18 protein-coding genes are annotated in these 14,329 nt (G+C 45.2%); 5 read left to right on the forward strand and 13 right to left on the reverse strand.

Translation table 11 applies throughout. The features are described from left to right. Positions 1-83: 83 nt before the first annotated feature. Positions 84-905, reverse strand: a complete 822-nt coding sequence (locus ACQCVH_RS16025; RefSeq protein WP_426836644.1) for an STAS domain-containing protein — start codon at positions 903-905, stop codon at positions 84-86. 234 nt (positions 906-1,139) lie between these two features. On the opposite strand from ACQCVH_RS16025, the gene ACQCVH_RS16030 reads away from it, so the two are divergent. After that, entirely contained in the window at positions 1,140-1,595 is a 456-nt protein-coding gene (locus ACQCVH_RS16030; RefSeq protein ID WP_426836645.1) for a general stress protein, read from the forward strand. A 136-nt stretch (positions 1,596-1,731) separates the two neighbouring features. On the opposite strand, the gene sigH is transcribed toward ACQCVH_RS16030, so the two are convergent. From sigH to ACQCVH_RS16060, 6 genes are all read right to left on the reverse strand, one after another. Beyond that, on the reverse strand, positions 1,732-2,382 hold the full coding sequence (gene sigH / locus ACQCVH_RS16035; RefSeq protein WP_224897961.1) for an RNA polymerase sporulation sigma factor SigH: 651 nt from the start codon (positions 2,380-2,382) through the stop codon (positions 1,732-1,734). 250 nt (positions 2,383-2,632) lie between these two features. Next, positions 2,633-3,496, reverse strand: coding sequence for a PhzF family phenazine biosynthesis protein (locus tag ACQCVH_RS16040; RefSeq protein WP_426836646.1), 864 nt, complete (start codon positions 3,494-3,496; stop codon positions 2,633-2,635). 64 nt (positions 3,497-3,560) lie between these two features. Beyond that, on the reverse strand, positions 3,561-5,150 hold the full coding sequence (locus tag ACQCVH_RS16045) for a M2 family metallopeptidase (protein ID WP_426836647.1): 1,590 nt from the start codon (positions 5,148-5,150) through the stop codon (positions 3,561-3,563). A gap of 96 nt (positions 5,151-5,246) precedes the next feature. Continuing rightward, positions 5,247-5,903: a molybdate ABC transporter permease subunit gene (gene modB, locus ACQCVH_RS16050; RefSeq protein ID WP_426836648.1), complete on the reverse strand. Its 657-nt coding sequence runs from the start codon at positions 5,901-5,903 to the stop codon at positions 5,247-5,249. Between the two features lie 193 nt (positions 5,904-6,096). Further along, positions 6,097-6,615, reverse strand: a complete 519-nt coding sequence (locus ACQCVH_RS16055) for a nitroreductase family protein (RefSeq protein ID WP_426836649.1) — start codon at positions 6,613-6,615, stop codon at positions 6,097-6,099. A gap of 161 nt (positions 6,616-6,776) precedes the next feature. Further along, entirely contained in the window at positions 6,777-7,004 is a 228-nt protein-coding gene (locus tag ACQCVH_RS16060; RefSeq protein WP_426836650.1) for a hypothetical protein, read from the reverse strand. 88 nt (positions 7,005-7,092) lie between these two features. On the opposite strand from ACQCVH_RS16060, the gene ACQCVH_RS16065 reads away from it, so the two are divergent. Next, positions 7,093-7,344, forward strand: a complete 252-nt coding sequence (locus tag ACQCVH_RS16065; protein WP_148973165.1) for a hypothetical protein — start codon at positions 7,093-7,095, stop codon at positions 7,342-7,344. 12 nt (positions 7,345-7,356) lie between these two features. Then, positions 7,357-7,590, forward strand: a complete 234-nt coding sequence (locus ACQCVH_RS16070) for a hypothetical protein (protein WP_224897974.1) — start codon at positions 7,357-7,359, stop codon at positions 7,588-7,590. A 27-nt stretch (positions 7,591-7,617) separates the two neighbouring features. On the opposite strand, the gene ACQCVH_RS16075 is transcribed toward ACQCVH_RS16070, so the two are convergent. Together ACQCVH_RS16075 and ACQCVH_RS16080 are read right to left on the reverse strand one after the other, a co-directional pair. Then, a complete protein-coding gene (locus ACQCVH_RS16075; RefSeq protein ID WP_426836651.1) occupies positions 7,618-8,685 on the reverse strand; it encodes a hypothetical protein in 1,068 nt (355 codons plus the stop codon). Positions 8,686-8,796: 111 nt separating this feature from the next. Further along, positions 8,797-9,297, reverse strand: coding sequence for a GNAT family N-acetyltransferase (locus ACQCVH_RS16080; RefSeq protein ID WP_426836652.1), 501 nt, complete (start codon positions 9,295-9,297; stop codon positions 8,797-8,799). A 179-nt stretch (positions 9,298-9,476) separates the two neighbouring features. On the opposite strand from ACQCVH_RS16080, the gene ACQCVH_RS16085 reads away from it, so the two are divergent. Together ACQCVH_RS16085 and ACQCVH_RS16090 are read left to right on the forward strand one after the other, a co-directional pair. Next, the gene (locus ACQCVH_RS16085; protein ID WP_426836653.1) at positions 9,477-9,959 is read left to right on the forward strand and encodes an Hsp20/alpha crystallin family protein; all 483 of its coding nucleotides are present in this window, start codon (positions 9,477-9,479) and stop codon (positions 9,957-9,959) included. A gap of 29 nt (positions 9,960-9,988) precedes the next feature. Further along, positions 9,989-10,660: a hypothetical protein gene (locus ACQCVH_RS16090; RefSeq protein WP_426836654.1), complete on the forward strand. Its 672-nt coding sequence runs from the start codon at positions 9,989-9,991 to the stop codon at positions 10,658-10,660. Between the two features lie 53 nt (positions 10,661-10,713). Here the strand turns inward: ACQCVH_RS16090 and ACQCVH_RS16095 are convergent, their stop codons facing one another. The 4 genes from ACQCVH_RS16095 to ACQCVH_RS16110 all read right to left on the reverse strand — a co-directional run bounded on the left by ACQCVH_RS16095 (position 10,714) and on the right by ACQCVH_RS16110 (position 14,157). Continuing rightward, positions 10,714-11,214: a GNAT family N-acetyltransferase gene (locus ACQCVH_RS16095; protein ID WP_426836655.1), complete on the reverse strand. Its 501-nt coding sequence runs from the start codon at positions 11,212-11,214 to the stop codon at positions 10,714-10,716. Further along, positions 11,171-11,755 (reverse strand): ribonuclease FAU-1 family protein, encoded by a 585-nt coding sequence (locus ACQCVH_RS16100; protein ID WP_426836656.1) that lies wholly within the window; start codon positions 11,753-11,755, stop codon positions 11,171-11,173. The genes ACQCVH_RS16095 and ACQCVH_RS16100 overlap by 44 nt, the downstream gene beginning before the upstream one ends. A 120-nt stretch (positions 11,756-11,875) precedes the next feature. Next, positions 11,876-13,111, reverse strand: a complete 1,236-nt coding sequence (locus ACQCVH_RS16105; RefSeq protein ID WP_426836657.1) for an MFS transporter — start codon at positions 13,109-13,111, stop codon at positions 11,876-11,878. Next, entirely contained in the window at positions 13,108-14,157 is a 1,050-nt protein-coding gene (locus ACQCVH_RS16110) for an ArsR/SmtB family transcription factor (protein ID WP_426836658.1), read from the reverse strand. The genes ACQCVH_RS16105 and ACQCVH_RS16110 overlap by 4 nt, the downstream gene beginning before the upstream one ends. Positions 14,158-14,329: the final 172 nt, after the last annotated feature.

Genomic DNA, 14,329 nt, shown 5'->3' on the forward strand with positions numbered 1-14,329 from the left:
TGATATTTATCCACGAGACTTACAATTTATAAATTCCTATACAACAAAAAAGGTGAACCAAGACGGTTCACCCTTTTGTCAGATCATAGTTCCTCTAGGCTTTCAATGGCCTGTTTTACATTGGCAAAGGTTGGTACGGAGGTCAGATCGATACCTTCTGTAACAGCCTGCTGTGCAAGATCCGGCCGCACTCCTGAAGCAATTGTATTAACTCCTACGAGACGGAGAACACTGCGGATATCAAATATATACTTTGCAATTTGCGCGTCTATATTTACAATGCCGGAAAAGTCCATGATCAGGCATTCTATCTGAAGGTTTTTAATTTCCGGGACTACTTTTTCCATAATCAGCTTGGCCCGGTCATAATCGATTGAGCCAATCAGCGGGAGAACGGCAATTCCATCTTGTATCGGAACAACAGGTGCAGTCAGTTCATTGACCTCATCCCGTGCTTTTTCCAGAAGGAATTCTGAAAATCGTTCAAAAGCAAATACCGTTTCATTGATGCTGATATCAAGAATTAAATTGACCTTTTTTATCAGCAGTATTACTTCATCCATGCCTAACTCGAATTCTTTTCCTATCCTGGCCACTTTGTCAATAAAAACTTGCCTGGAATCCGGATAGCGCATCACAATGTCCGAGATGCGGCCGCCGTTCTTCGCCTGCCGCTCTCCATTTTCCTTGCTCCAATCGAGCAAGCCGTCAGGCATCTTCTCAGTTTCAGACACAATGGACTCCCCAATAAACTTCATAAAAGATTCGTAAGTCTTTTTGGCATTCTTAATTTCTTCCTTCGGCACCTCAAAGTCAAACTCGTTAATGATGCTATCCACCAATTCATCTGCCAGAGATTGTGCATAGGTCTTGAAATATGAAGAAATTTTGTCAAATGGCTTCATGTGTCGATTCCTCCTAGTTACGATGTCTCTATTATATCGCATTATAAAGCATGGGACATCTTCCAAAGACAATTAGTTAAAGCAGCGTCTAATGAAATAGGTCCCAAAAAGCTTGTGCAGGCTATATATTTGATGAAAATTCATGTATTCCTTGAAAAGCTTTCCAACGTTTCTTCCCGTGAAAACAAGGGAATGATAGAAGTAATTCTATTAATCTACTGGAGGAGATTATTCATGAATAATCAATTGATTGGCGGCTATGATACGATTGAGGATCTGACCGAAGCACTTTCTGCCGCAAAGGACAATGGCTATAACAGCAGAAAACTGGTAATCGTTTCAAAGGACGGCTCCAATATTGAAGCACTTGCTGAAACATACGGGGCCATTGCCAAAATCATAGGCTCCCAGGAACTCGGAAACCAGCGCTTTCTGGATTCCGCTAAAGCATTATTTTTAGGTGCAGACCCAGGGACCAGCTCAGGTATCCACTCAAATGATGAATACGCGAGCTATGGTGCAGCAGATGAGGATGCAGAAGAGTTTGCGCAAAAGGTATATGATGGGCAATATGTCCTTTTTGTAGATAACAACATCGAAGAAGATGAACTGCTTCGTCCATCCCATGAAGGGAACCAGCTCGGAGATACCCCGCGAGATGAACCTTCTGTCAGAAGGGAAGAATACTGATGGAAATCCCGGCTGTATGCCGGGATTTCATTTTTTTATAAACCCTGCACGATCCCCTTAAGTCAGAGTAAAATAATTTCTCTTACCCGGCTCCAAAGAAAAAAGCCCCCCTTTTCCGGAGGGAGCTCCCCGTTTCTTAAATCACCAGCTCACGTCTTTCAAGATAGCGGTCAAGCTTTCGTTTGACGCGCTGGAGGGCGTTGTCAATGGATTTGACGTGAGTATCCAGTTCCTCGGAGATTTCAATATAAGAGTGGCCGGCAACGTATAGATCAAGCACCTTCCGTTCCAGGTCGCTCAGCTTCTCAGCTATTTTCTCTTCAATGTCTGCTGTGTTCTCCTGGGTCACAATCAGAATGGCCGGATCTGTGACCATGGTGCCCGGAAGGATATCCATGAGTGTGTGCTTGGATTCATCTTCATATATCGGCTTGTCCAGTGAGATATAGGAATTAAGCGGCATTTGCTTCTGCCGGGTCGCCGTTTTCACAGCGGTGATGATCTGCCTTGTAATGCACAGCTCAGCAAACACTTTGAATGAGGCAAGCTTGTCCTCCTTAAAATCACGGATTGCTTTGTAGAGCCCGATCATCCCTTCCTGAAAAAGATCATCTTTATCTCCGCCGATCAGAAAGAATTTGCTCGCTTTCGCCCTGACAAAGTGCCTGTATTTTTTCATAAGATACTCAGATGCCATACCATCCCCATTTTGAAAAAGGACAACCAGTGTTTCGTCTTCATAATTTGAATAGTCTTCTATCAGTTTTACTGCGATGCTTGCACTCACTCATATCCCTCCATCTATCATTCTGAGTCTGAAGTTTGACTGACAATACCATTATTATTTTTTCTAAAAAGTCCGTCTATTAACTTATTTCTATCTTAAACCATTTTCCGCCTAAAAGATATGAACAAATAGCGAGCTTTCTTTACAAACTATGACACTCAGTGGCGCACCGGCAGAAGAATGGGCGTCTATTGCTGAGGATTTAAGCTGGCCGCATGGGATGGTGTCGAAAATTTTTGTGTATACAGCACTAAATGTGTATCACCATCTTTTCTTGCAGTTTCGCCGCACCGCCAATTTCCATTCTTTCAATTTCCCCGGAATCTGCAGCTGATAGATTTGCCTTTATAATAGAAGGCAGCCCCATAGATTCGCCCTGGTGAAAAAAATGCGGTCCTGCCGCTATTCTTTGATGATGATAAAGATATGCGCATAGAGCGCCGCTGGCCGTACCTGTCGCGCTTTCCTCCGGAATGCCGGCGGCAGGTGCAAGATTCCGGCAGACGGCCGCAGGTCCGCCTTTTTCATTGACTGCAAACAGATGATACCCTATTGCATGATATTTTCTGCTGATCTCAGCCACCCGCCTGGAATCCGGCTGAATACATTCCAGGACATCACGGGAACGGATCGGGACGATGATGTCCGGCAGGCCGGCACAAACAATCTGGACCGGCAGGCTTTCATCAAGATCATCCAGGCTGATTCCCAAAGAAGCTGCAGCCTCTTCTGCAGGAAGAGTTTCCCCCATTTCCGGAAGGGGCTGTTCAAGAAAAATCTCTCCTGTCTCACTCGTCCTGGCTTTAAGAAGGCCAGCATGACATTCAAATGTGTGCTTTCCGGGCAGTATCCTGCCTTCCCTAACAAGCAGGTGGAATGAGGCGACAGTAGCATGTCCGCAAAGGTCGACTTCGTTCTCCGGCGTAAAATATCTCAACGATACATCACCTGCTATTGAACGGCTGATAAATGCGGTTTCGGGGAATCCCGCCATTGAGGCGACTTTCTGCATATCCCCGGTGCTCAGGCCATCTGCGTCAAGAACTACTCCTGCCGGGTTCCCTCCCTTATTGTCCCTGCAGAATGCATATACTATATAGACGTTCACTTTCATATAAAAGTTTCCTTCCTTTCCATCATAAAGGCCGCTTCCCGTGAAGAAAGCGGCCGTTCTCCTTTTATGCCTGCTGCAGATCCCCTACGAATTGGTCAATGAAATGCTGCGGGTTGAGTTTTTCTCCGGTTGCTTTTTCTATCTTTTCATTCCAGTGGAGGGACGCTCCCGGCTTGAAAAATTCTTCAAGCAGGTAGCTTCCGGCTTTATGAGAAAGAATTTCACACTTCAGATTTTTCTTTATATGCTGTTCCAGCTGTGAAGTTGTAAGTTCCCCCAAAAGATAATTTTGATAGTATACAGGCACAAGGGTAAAGTGGATCTTAGCTGCCCAGTGCGGGGTATCCTGATTTTCCGGCGGATTCAGGAATTGGACTTCTTTGACAATTTTCCACCACAAGCGGTTCAGATCCTGGTCAGGATTTTCATACAGTTCTTTTTCAAACAGCGAAAAAGTAATGAACCAGCGGGCTGAAATGAGCATTTGCCTTCTGAGCGCCAATTTCAGCTCCCCAGCCAGTTCTTCCAATTCCTTCTCATTCATGCCGAGGAATTTTCCCAGCCACTCCGGATTACGGCCCAACCGTCCGTACAGCATCGCGATCGCTTCAGTCGTCAACGTATGCGCCGGGGCTCTGAGAAGAAAAGGGAGATCACGGTCAATATATTTGAAATATACGGCATGCCCGAACTCATGCAGCATGGTGGTTGACCAGTAGTCGCTGCTGCTGTTGTTGCACAGGACCCTTACGTCCCCTTCCCTGTCGATGTCTGTACAGAATGCATGCTGATTTTTCTTTTCCCGCGGATATAAATCGCTGTTTTCCAGCATTTCCCCAATATCCATTCCCATTGAAGCAAATGTGGAAGCTGTCAGCTCCTCCAGATCTTTTCCTTCATAGTAAGAATCCAAGTTCAGTGCTTTAGAAGGAGGCGCTTCCTGAAAAAAAGGGTCCGCATAATGCCAAGGCCTGATCTCTTCTATTGATATGGAAAGGCGTTCGGCAATTTCCTCATCCATTTCCAGCTTCAACTGGCGGAATGGCTCATCCGAGATTTCCTTCAGCTCATCGAAGATAGCAAAAATAACGTCCCTGTCCAGCTCCTGCAGCTCAAAACTCATTTCATGAAAATTCCTGTAGCCAAGCTTCACAGCAGTTTTGTTCCTTAATTTTACAAGGTCAAGGAGCTTTTTTTCGACTTTGCTGCCAATTGTTTTGCTAGCATGCCATGCCTGCTCACGCAGCTCGTTGTCCTTGCTGTCGGTAAGGATTTTCCTGATTTCATTTTCCGAAACTTCCTTTCCATCCAGAACGGCTCTGTATGTATTGAATACGCCTATCAGCTCAGAGCTTCTTTCAGAGAGCTCCTTAAGTACGCCCGCGTCCAGCTGATTTTTTACCATACTGTTCTTCAGCAGCTGCAGCTGCCTTTGTTCGAGCGGATCCAGTTCCCCGCTTCCGAGCAATTCCGCGGCCTTTTGGAATCTTTCAGAATCTGATAAGTAGAGGCTGACCTCCGTCTGTGCCTCAGCTGTTTTCCTGTTCCACTCATTTTCTCCAGTTACAGAAGCTTTCCATGAAGCTTCAGCGCGCTTTTTCTGGAGCTTTTGCAAGGCTTCATTTTGCTTCTGTAAAAACTGTTCTGCTGTCATGCTTTTTCCTCCTCTGGTTTTCGGACTTATTATATATTCTTGGCATGACAGCAAAAACCCTGTTTTTCTACACGAAAATTTCGTATACCGAAATTTTTATTTGCTAAAAGCATTGACTGCTGCAAGCATGATAAAGGAAATGCCAATCATAACTGCCGTCCAGAGCCAGGCCAGCTCCATATTCCCCGAGTCAATAGCAAAATAAATGGCCGTCGGAATCGTTTGTGTTTTGCCGGGAATATTGCCGGCAAACATGAGTGTTGCCCCAAACTCCCCGAGTGCTCTGGCAAAGCTGAGTATGGCCCCGGCAGCCAGTGCTTTGGCCGAAAGCGGTAGTGCTATGTAGAGAAAAACCTTCACCTCTGAAGCTCCATCAACTCTTGAAGCATCTTCTATCTCCTTCTCGATCGTTTCAAAGCCCGTCTTTGCCGACTGGTACATCAGAGGAAAGGCAACAACACTGGACGCGATAACGGCTGCCAGCCATGTAAATATAACCGGCTGCCCAATAAAGATTTCTATTGCTCTCCCAAAGAATGACTGCTTTCCAAACACGATGATCAGCAGGAATCCGACCACCGATGGCGGAAGTACGAGAGGCAGGAGGAGGAGGGTTTCAATAAGCGGCTTTCCTTTGAATTTTTTTAATGCGAGCACTCTTGCCAAAAGAATGCCAGCAGCAAAAACAATAGCCAATGAGATGGCAGCCACAGAAATCGACAGCCGGACGGGCGACCAGAAATCTTCAGTCATCCTGCCCTTCTCCGGCTATATCCAACTAGTATCATTATTTTAATGCCCCCTGTATTTTCTGCTAGATTCATTATAGCCGAAAAATGAAGGCGATAAAGGGATTTTGCTTCCTGTCACGAAGATTGACAGGTATTATTTCTGCAAATGACAAAATAAAAAAGGACAGGCAACCGCACTGTCCTTCAAACCATAATTATGGAAGCTTTTTAATCTTATCTTCAATGCTGATGCGCTCTTTGATAGCCGGGATTTCTTCAGGGTAGCCAAAAGCGATGATGCCGACTACTTCGCTCCCTTCCTCAACTCCGAGCACTTCCCTCGCAGCCTTTGAAGCACCAAGAGAACACCAGAAGGTCCCTACTCCCTCATCCCATGCCTGCAGCATGAAATTCTGGATAAAGCATGCCACGGCTGCTGAATTTTCAACTGTCTCCAGTTCTGTTTTTCCATGCTTGACAGTGACGGCCATCACTTCCGGCGCTCCGCCAAAATCTGTTTTATGCTTCAGCTTTCCGCGTGTCTCCGGGCCGGCAAAAATAATATCCCAAGGCTCGGTCATTTTATGGTTGGGAGCAAGGCTGGCTGCTTGTAGCCACTTCATGAACAGCGCCTCATCCACTGGATCTGCTTTAAACTTTTTAATTGTTCTTCGTGTTGTAACCAATTGTTCAATATTCATTACAGCAAGCACCTCATCAATAATGATAATCATTTTCGTCAAGCTTATTATAGCAAATAATTCCTCTGATTTGAACCATAAAGCAAAAGCCCCGTACTTTTAGCAGCAGGGCTTTTGCTTTCGGAGGTATATACATTAAAGGTATGCGGCAATTGTGAAGGTTATTCTAAATTTCAGCTGAACTATACGGATAGCTAGATGTTGTTTTTCACGCTCGTGTTATCTTCCTGCTCCCCATCCCATACTGCACCTGCCGGCATGGCCGTAAAAACTTTGTCAGCGGACTGCTGGCCAAATCCCTGGTTTTTCTTTCCGTTCACCGCTTTATTAACCATGATATTCTGGCCAAAAATTATGCCAGTTCCATGATCAGCACTTCTTATTGATGTCTTGCCTATGGTTATGCGCGTAGGATAGTACATGCTTTTCCCCCTTTTCCTCTCACTGCCCGTTTATCATAAATTATGCAGTGCTGAATATACTTAGAAGCAAACAAAGGGGGAGATATAATTGCCGGCTCCTGCGCCATTTATCAATATCAACATCTGCGCAATCAAAATCAATTCTTTTGAGAATGCTTCCGCAGTCAACATCGGCCAAAATCTGCTTGCCGAGTGGCATAATTCGGATAAAAAGAATCAGGGCTACGGACAGAACTTCGGGGATGCAAGCGGATTTATCGGCACAAAGGGAATGGTTGATGACCGTGATCAGCTTGACTCCAATTCTACCTTTGATTCAGCGAGAATTCCAAATTTGTAGGGAGTGATATTCGTGATATTTGCCCCCATGGTGGTAAATCTTCTTGCCTTAAAGGTCAATGTGCTTGACCATGCTTCTATCGTTAATATGGGGCCGAACCAATTTATCGACCAGTTTATCTCGTATAAGAGAAATCAGGGATATGGTGAACAAAACGGCGATGTCTCACCTGTGAATATCCCAATATCCTGGATTGCCGATCCTGACCTCAATGATTCCAACTCAGTGAAAAACAGTGTGATATAGAAACAGCCCGCAGGAGCGGGCTGTTTCTTATGAATTTTTCTCCTGGTGGGTGGCCAGGCTTCCAATATAGGACAGCTCATCTGCAGTATAAGCATCTGCAGCACCGTCCAGAATTTTTCGGACGTCAATAAGATTTTCCTGAAGCCTTACAGATTCCCCTTTTTGGCCTGTAAATTCTTCTGCTGTATAAAATGGCTGGGTCAGATAGGCTTCCAGCAATGCTCCACGCTGATAACCCAGAGCTTCAGAAGACGGAAGCCTCTTCATTCCCCCGGCTTGGACAAGCGCCTTTAATTCCCTGTAGCGGCGGAGGAGCTTTTGCGCCTTCTGCTGAATACTCAGGTGGGCCTGGTCAAGATAAGCTCCCTCAAGGACAGAGGAAGCAGAATACATAGGATTAACTGCAGGATACAGATGCCTGGCAGCAAGATCGGCATCAAATTGCCATAAGGTTTCCAGCGGCCCATAAGGAAATTCTTCATCTACTGCCTCCCCTTTTAAATCGAGGAGGAAGGTTGTCACTGGGCCAATACCGTTCGCCTCCAGCCTGCCCTGTAAATCATGGATGGTTCCGTTTACTACATGGGCTCTATCAGCTGCAAACAGAACTTCTTGACCTTTTGAGTGTTCTGAGAGAAGCTGGTATGCCTCCTCAATGGTTGCAGCAGTATAATCTGTGTTGATCAGGATATCCTCAAGTTCTGGATAATCCCCTTCTGGCATGAGCAGGATTGTCTTATAGCCTTCCTTCTTCAGTCGGAAAAATATCTCTGTCAGGAGGACCAGCTGACCCATTCCCTGCCTTGCGACAAGACCGGCGGTCCCTCCTTTAGCCAATGGTGCAAACAGATCGAGCGCCTTGATTTTCGTTTCAATCATCTCTGCCTTCTCCCCTCTAATGATTAAATCATCCAGGCTGCATTCTGCCAGTTCAGCAAGCGCAGCAATCGTCCTGACCTCTGCCCTTCCAACCGGGATCTTGCCGGTGCATAAATTGGAGACTGTAGCTGGACGAAGCCCGACTGACTTTGCTGCTGCAGTCAAATTCGGGACCTTTCTCCGAAGCAAGGCAACATTCAGGCTTAAATTTTCCAAATATTCCACCTCCTTCTTTAAAAGTAATATAAATTACGTTATAAAGCAACAAATGATTACTCTATAAAGTAATATAAATTACATTTTTATAAAAAGAAGGCTTTCGCCTCCTCAACTAAGATATAAAATCATGTGTTTTTCGTCATAATAATCTTCACCAATTTTCAAAGCTCTTTTTTCAATGCCATATACTGTAAACCCTAATGACTCATAAAGCCTTTTGGCAGGCTCATTCCCGCTTTCAACTGAGAGGGTGACCTGTTCTATTCCAGTGTCCGAACGCGCTTCAGCAAGAGCTGCTTCTATCAGCTTTCTGCCTGCTCCCTTGTCCCTGTAATCAGGTTTTACATACACTGCTGCAATCATGGCCCGATGCTTAAGTTTTAATTTAGTCTCCTTAATCAAAGCTGCCGTTCCGGCCAAATTGCCCTTCTCAAATGCGCCAAACTCTGCAGAAGAAACTGAAGCAAAACGCCTGGCGTAAAACTCGGCAGGATTTCCGCTTTCTTCTTCATAGCTGGAAGCAAATGCTTCCGGTTTATTTTGCAGCGCTTCCAGCCGCAGCTTTTTATATTGTTCAGCATCCTCTCTCACCAGCTTCCTGATTTGCATATAAACTCCCCCTCTTAAACTGACTCAATTATGGCACAGGAAGAAGAATCCAAATAGCTTTTTTCAAAAATAGTTTTCTTTTCAAACAGCTTAACTTCCCAACATTTAGGCATGAATAGCATAAATGAAAATAAGATTAATAATAAACGATAATCCCTGAAACCTATAAAGCAGGTGATATGATGGATCTCGAAAAAATGAAGCAATGGATGGAGCTTGCCCAGAAGGTGCAGGGCGGGGATTTTTGGAACCAGGTTTTTGAACAGGGTCCAGGCGGGCAATTCGGGGAATCTGCGGCTTTCAACAGTTTTGCCGGCGAGCCTGGGGAAGCCGGCTACCGGAAGTCAGCCGAATTTCCGCTTGTGGATATATATGAGACAGAAACACAAATCATCCTGATGGCCGGTCTGCCGGGCATCCAAAGGGAGGATGTCCAGCTGTTCCTCCAGGGTGACAGGCTGATCATCAGGGGAACTATCTACGTACCATACAGCGGTATCAAGAATATTCAAAAAGAAAGATTCCATGGAAACTTTGAAAGAGCTGTAAAGCTTCCTGCCATTCCTAATGACAATAAACTTTCCGCAAAATTCATTAACGGCCTCCTGGAGATCAGCTACGGAAAGATCTCACAGCCGGAGGAACAGATTCCAATTGAGTAAAATCCAAGGACTAAATGGTGTGGTGAGATATGGCGTTTAAACATTTACTTGGCAAGGATGGCTCGGACCGGCTGGCCAGACTGGAATCGAGGATTGAATTTCTTGAAGAAGAGTCTAAAAAGATCAGGACATGCGATGTCCATGTCAGGCGTTTTCTTACCATCGAGAAAGAATTGGGAAGCCTGGTCGCCCTGAAAAAGAAATTCTCAGCCCGGACACCTGCTGCAGACATAAAACAAAACCCCGGTCCTGCTCAGGAAGAAAAGCACATTGAAAAAATGATTGTTAAAGCACTCGGCCGCTACCTCCAACAGATAGAAAACCTGGAGCAGCGTCTCCAGCATACTGAGAATGCCCTTTTCCGCCTGGAAAAAGAGAATTTAGAACTGAGGCGGGAAATCTCTGCTTTTCACGCTGGCACAAAAGAAAATCCCCATAAAGACACACCTGCTTCACATCCTGACCCCATTTGCTCTCCGCCTGTCATTTTTCAGGAATTCCATATTGACAGGTTCATAGTCGATAAATATGAATTGACCAATAATATCAATCAGCTGGGAGTAAAGGAACTCAGCGGCCAGATGAATATAGGTGCAACATATGGGGGAGGCATCACACCACAGGACTTTCCCGGCAGCGAAGAAGAAAACAATGATTCTCCAGACGAAAAAGAAGGCGGTGAAGAACAGCCTCCAGAGTGAGTGTTTTGTTCACTGCCTTTTTTAGTTGGGCTCACAGTTCTTCATGCCAAGGATCATTCTCTATCAAATGACTTTATGACCTTATATGAGTAAAAAATAAAGTCACTATCGCAGTCTATTTGAGTGAACCCATTTCTCAGAAGCACTCTTTGAGAGGCTATGTTCTCTTTTATCGTTTTAGCCTGAATTTCCCGAATCTCCTTGGCTGCCGCTTCAAGCAGAAGGAGTTTCAATGCGGAAGAAGCGACCTGCCTCCCTGCGAATCCTTCTCCAATCCGGTATCCTACTTGAGCTGTCCCGGCATTTAAATCAATATCTGTCAGGTTAATCCTGCCTGCCATCTCACTTTTTTCATTGCGAATTATATAAAAGTAAGACAAATGATTCTTCTGCTCTTCAAGAAGCTGATTCATTGCACCTTTGAAAGCATCAAAAAAATAATAGCCTTCCGGTCTTGGAGGAACCGTTTTTTCAAAATAGGCGCGGTTCTCATTTTCAAAAATAAAAAGGTCATCCATGTCTTCCTCGCACATCATAGTTAAGCTTATCTCCACCGTTTTTCCTCCCTTTCACAAATTCAGCATGTTTTTTTGCCAGATTCAATAGCGGAAACTTGCCGGCATGAATTAAATCCATCAGTTCACTAGCCTGCCTTTTTGCAAGGGTATACATCTCTTCCGTTATAATAAAGGATTTCAGGGCATCTTCCAGTTCGTCTTCATCCAGCAAATATACATTCCCTGCTGGCAGTATTACGATATCCAGGAACAGATCATCCATCCAGGGGATACCTTCTTCGATTCCGATCTCATAGCAAATATCGATATACCATTGGATGATTTCTCCTTTGTCATCCATCATGGTCGTGACAGTATAATACTGATCCTTTGGAAAATGCTGAAGCCAGCTGAAGCCGTCGGAAACAATGCAAACTTCTTCTTTTTCGTATCTGACCGTCAGCTTTTCAGTTACTTTAACCATTTCAAGGAGAGTAAGGTGGCCCGTAAATTCCTGTGAATCCAGCCAGCATTGCCAATAAGACCTTTCGCTTACCCGCTTCCATCCGCCCCTCCTGCCGTCCCTCCTTTTAAGCATAAAAACTCCTCCTTCTAAATACAGCATAAAATGTCTTATTCACCATTTTATTTCTTTAAACCGGCAATCAATCCCTCTTTTTTCTTAAAGCAATACCTAATGCAGGCAAATTACCTTCCTCTATGCAGGTTTATCAGGTTCTGTCCCTTGTTCCTGATATTCTGACTGCCCATTTAGGAACGCAAAGTAAGGATGAAGGAGCCCGGCTGCAGATGCAGCGCAGATCAATGTCCCCATAAGGAAGAATACAGGCCTTACACCCCACAGGCTTCCAAGCGTGCTTCCGGCAAGCACTCCGAAAGGCATCGCGCCCCTGATGATGAACAGCCTGGCCGAGAAAACTTTTCCTCTTAAATGGTCCGGTACTGTCTGCTGATAGATGACAGTACTTTGTATATTGAAAAATGCCATGAAAATCCCGGCAGCTGCTTCAATCACAACCGCAGCTGCAAAATTGGCGTTCAGAGCCAGCAGGATATAAGTCGACCCTCCTGCCATCAGCGCGCCCAGCATAGCAGTGCGGCGATTGCTTATTCGCACCTTCCCGATAAGAAGCGTGCCGGCAAGATAACCCACCGGAAAACCCGCCATAAAGAGCCCGTAGCTGCTATAGCTCTCTGAAAGTTCATCAGTTATATAGGGAAGATTCAGGACCATCGCAGCTCCTACACCCAACTGGACGAAAGCAAGGAAAATCCCAAGCCACAGCAAGAGAGGATTTCTAATATAATAGAAGATTCCCTCCTTGAATTCTGCAAGCCATGTTTTCCTAATGGTTCGTTCTTCTTCTGCTGGTTCTGCGATAAATAAAAGGAAGCTGCCGCTTATCAGCAGGAAACTCGTCACGAACAGCAGACTCACCTCTGCCCCTGCTCTCTCGATAACAAATCCACCCGTCATCGGGACAATCATTGAAAGCAGCCTGACTGTACCGTCGAGTACAGCGTTGGCAGATTGCAGGCTGTCTCCTTTTATCAATGAAGGAAGCAGGGCCTGGCTTGCCGGGACATAAAAGGGAGACACAAGCCCTACAGCGATCTGAGCCGCATATATGTGCCAAACTTCAAGCTGGCCGGTACTTATCATCACAAAAGGAAGCAGGAAAAAGAGACTCCTTGTCCATTGGGAGACAATCATGATCCACTTGCGGCTCCATTTGTCAATAAATGGCCCCGAGATAAGCTGCAGGATGAGGGAGGGCAGATAATACAGCAGCCACATGCTGCCAAGCGCCAGCTTTGATCCTGTCAGTTCATATACCATGATTGAATTGCAGAAGGTGCCGAGTGCTCCCCCCGCTTCTGAAGCAGCTGCACCAGCCCATAAATAGCGGAACGGCTTCAGTTTCCAGATCATTCACTTCCACCCTTTAAATACCTTTCGAGGTCTCTTCCCAAAGAAAGGACCGCTTCTTTTTTCAGCCTGTATTTATGATTGTGCACTTCTGCAAGCTTGGCTGCCCTAAGGATCTTAAGATGATGGTGTACAGTCGATTTCCCGATATTGAGTTCCTCGGTAATATCCTGCAGCGGCAGGTCCTCCTTGAAAAGGAGCTTGACAATGCGCAGCCTGAATTCATCTCCCAGTGCCTTTTGCTTTTGAACAAGAAAATAGTCCGGACTGTCCGGCACATCAGCAGGCAGGCTGCTGTTTGAAACTGGATAATAAAATACCTTTGTGCCTTCCAGATCCGCTTCAATAGTCCAGGGACGGTACACATATTGCGGAATCAGCCTGACAGTATAGACACCAGGCTCTGGAAGGTAAGTAATCCCTCCTGTCGCAGTTTCAGCGAGGTCTTCAGGGGAAGTTCTGGCTGAGAGCTTTTTTTTGTCATGAACATCTTTTTCCAATATAGCTGACAGCTCTTCTTTGTCAGGTTCAATGGCTGCCAGATACCAGCCTTCCATACTGGAAATAAGATGCTTCTTCAGTTCTCCTGCCGATTCCTTAAAAATATAGGAAATATAGGCCGGGAAAAACTTATGCCCTGCCACATAACGTATTAATTCTTCAAGGGATTGAGCATTTCCAGCGGCTGCACGCTCCCTTGCCTCTTCTTTCTTCCATCCCAGAAATGGCAGGCAGACCCGCTTCAGTTCTTTTTCATCCATTTCCTCCACAGCTCCAATAAAATCCTGAAGCGTGCGGGCTTCCACATGGTGCAGCAGCTGAAGCAGCGACTTCCATGTGTTATTCTTTTCAATATGTTCCATCTGATCCTTAAGGCGGGCAGATGCCCCTGACCTGATTCCTGAAAGCTTTGCTGAATGCTCAAGCGTGTCAATCAGTGCCCCGTTGGTCACAGCAGCTATGCCAAGGGCGCACTCCCATAAAAGAGAATGGCTGAACTCTACCTTGTAGCTCTCCCTCTTTCTTCCAGATAGATTAATATGTTCCATAGAACTCCTCCTTATTTTCATGATAAGATCCATTATTATCATTTTAAATTATCAGAATATTATATTCAATATTTTTTGAATTTCCTATTTCAAAAATATTGAAAAGCCATAAAAAAACAAGGCACCAGCGTATGCCGATGCCTGGGAATATTTCTTTTATTATAAATACCAT

This window comes from Bacillus infantis (genome assembly GCF_050107595.1).
GTDB lineage: Bacteria > Bacillota > Bacilli > Bacillales > Cytobacillaceae > Bacillus_AB > Bacillus_AB infantis_C.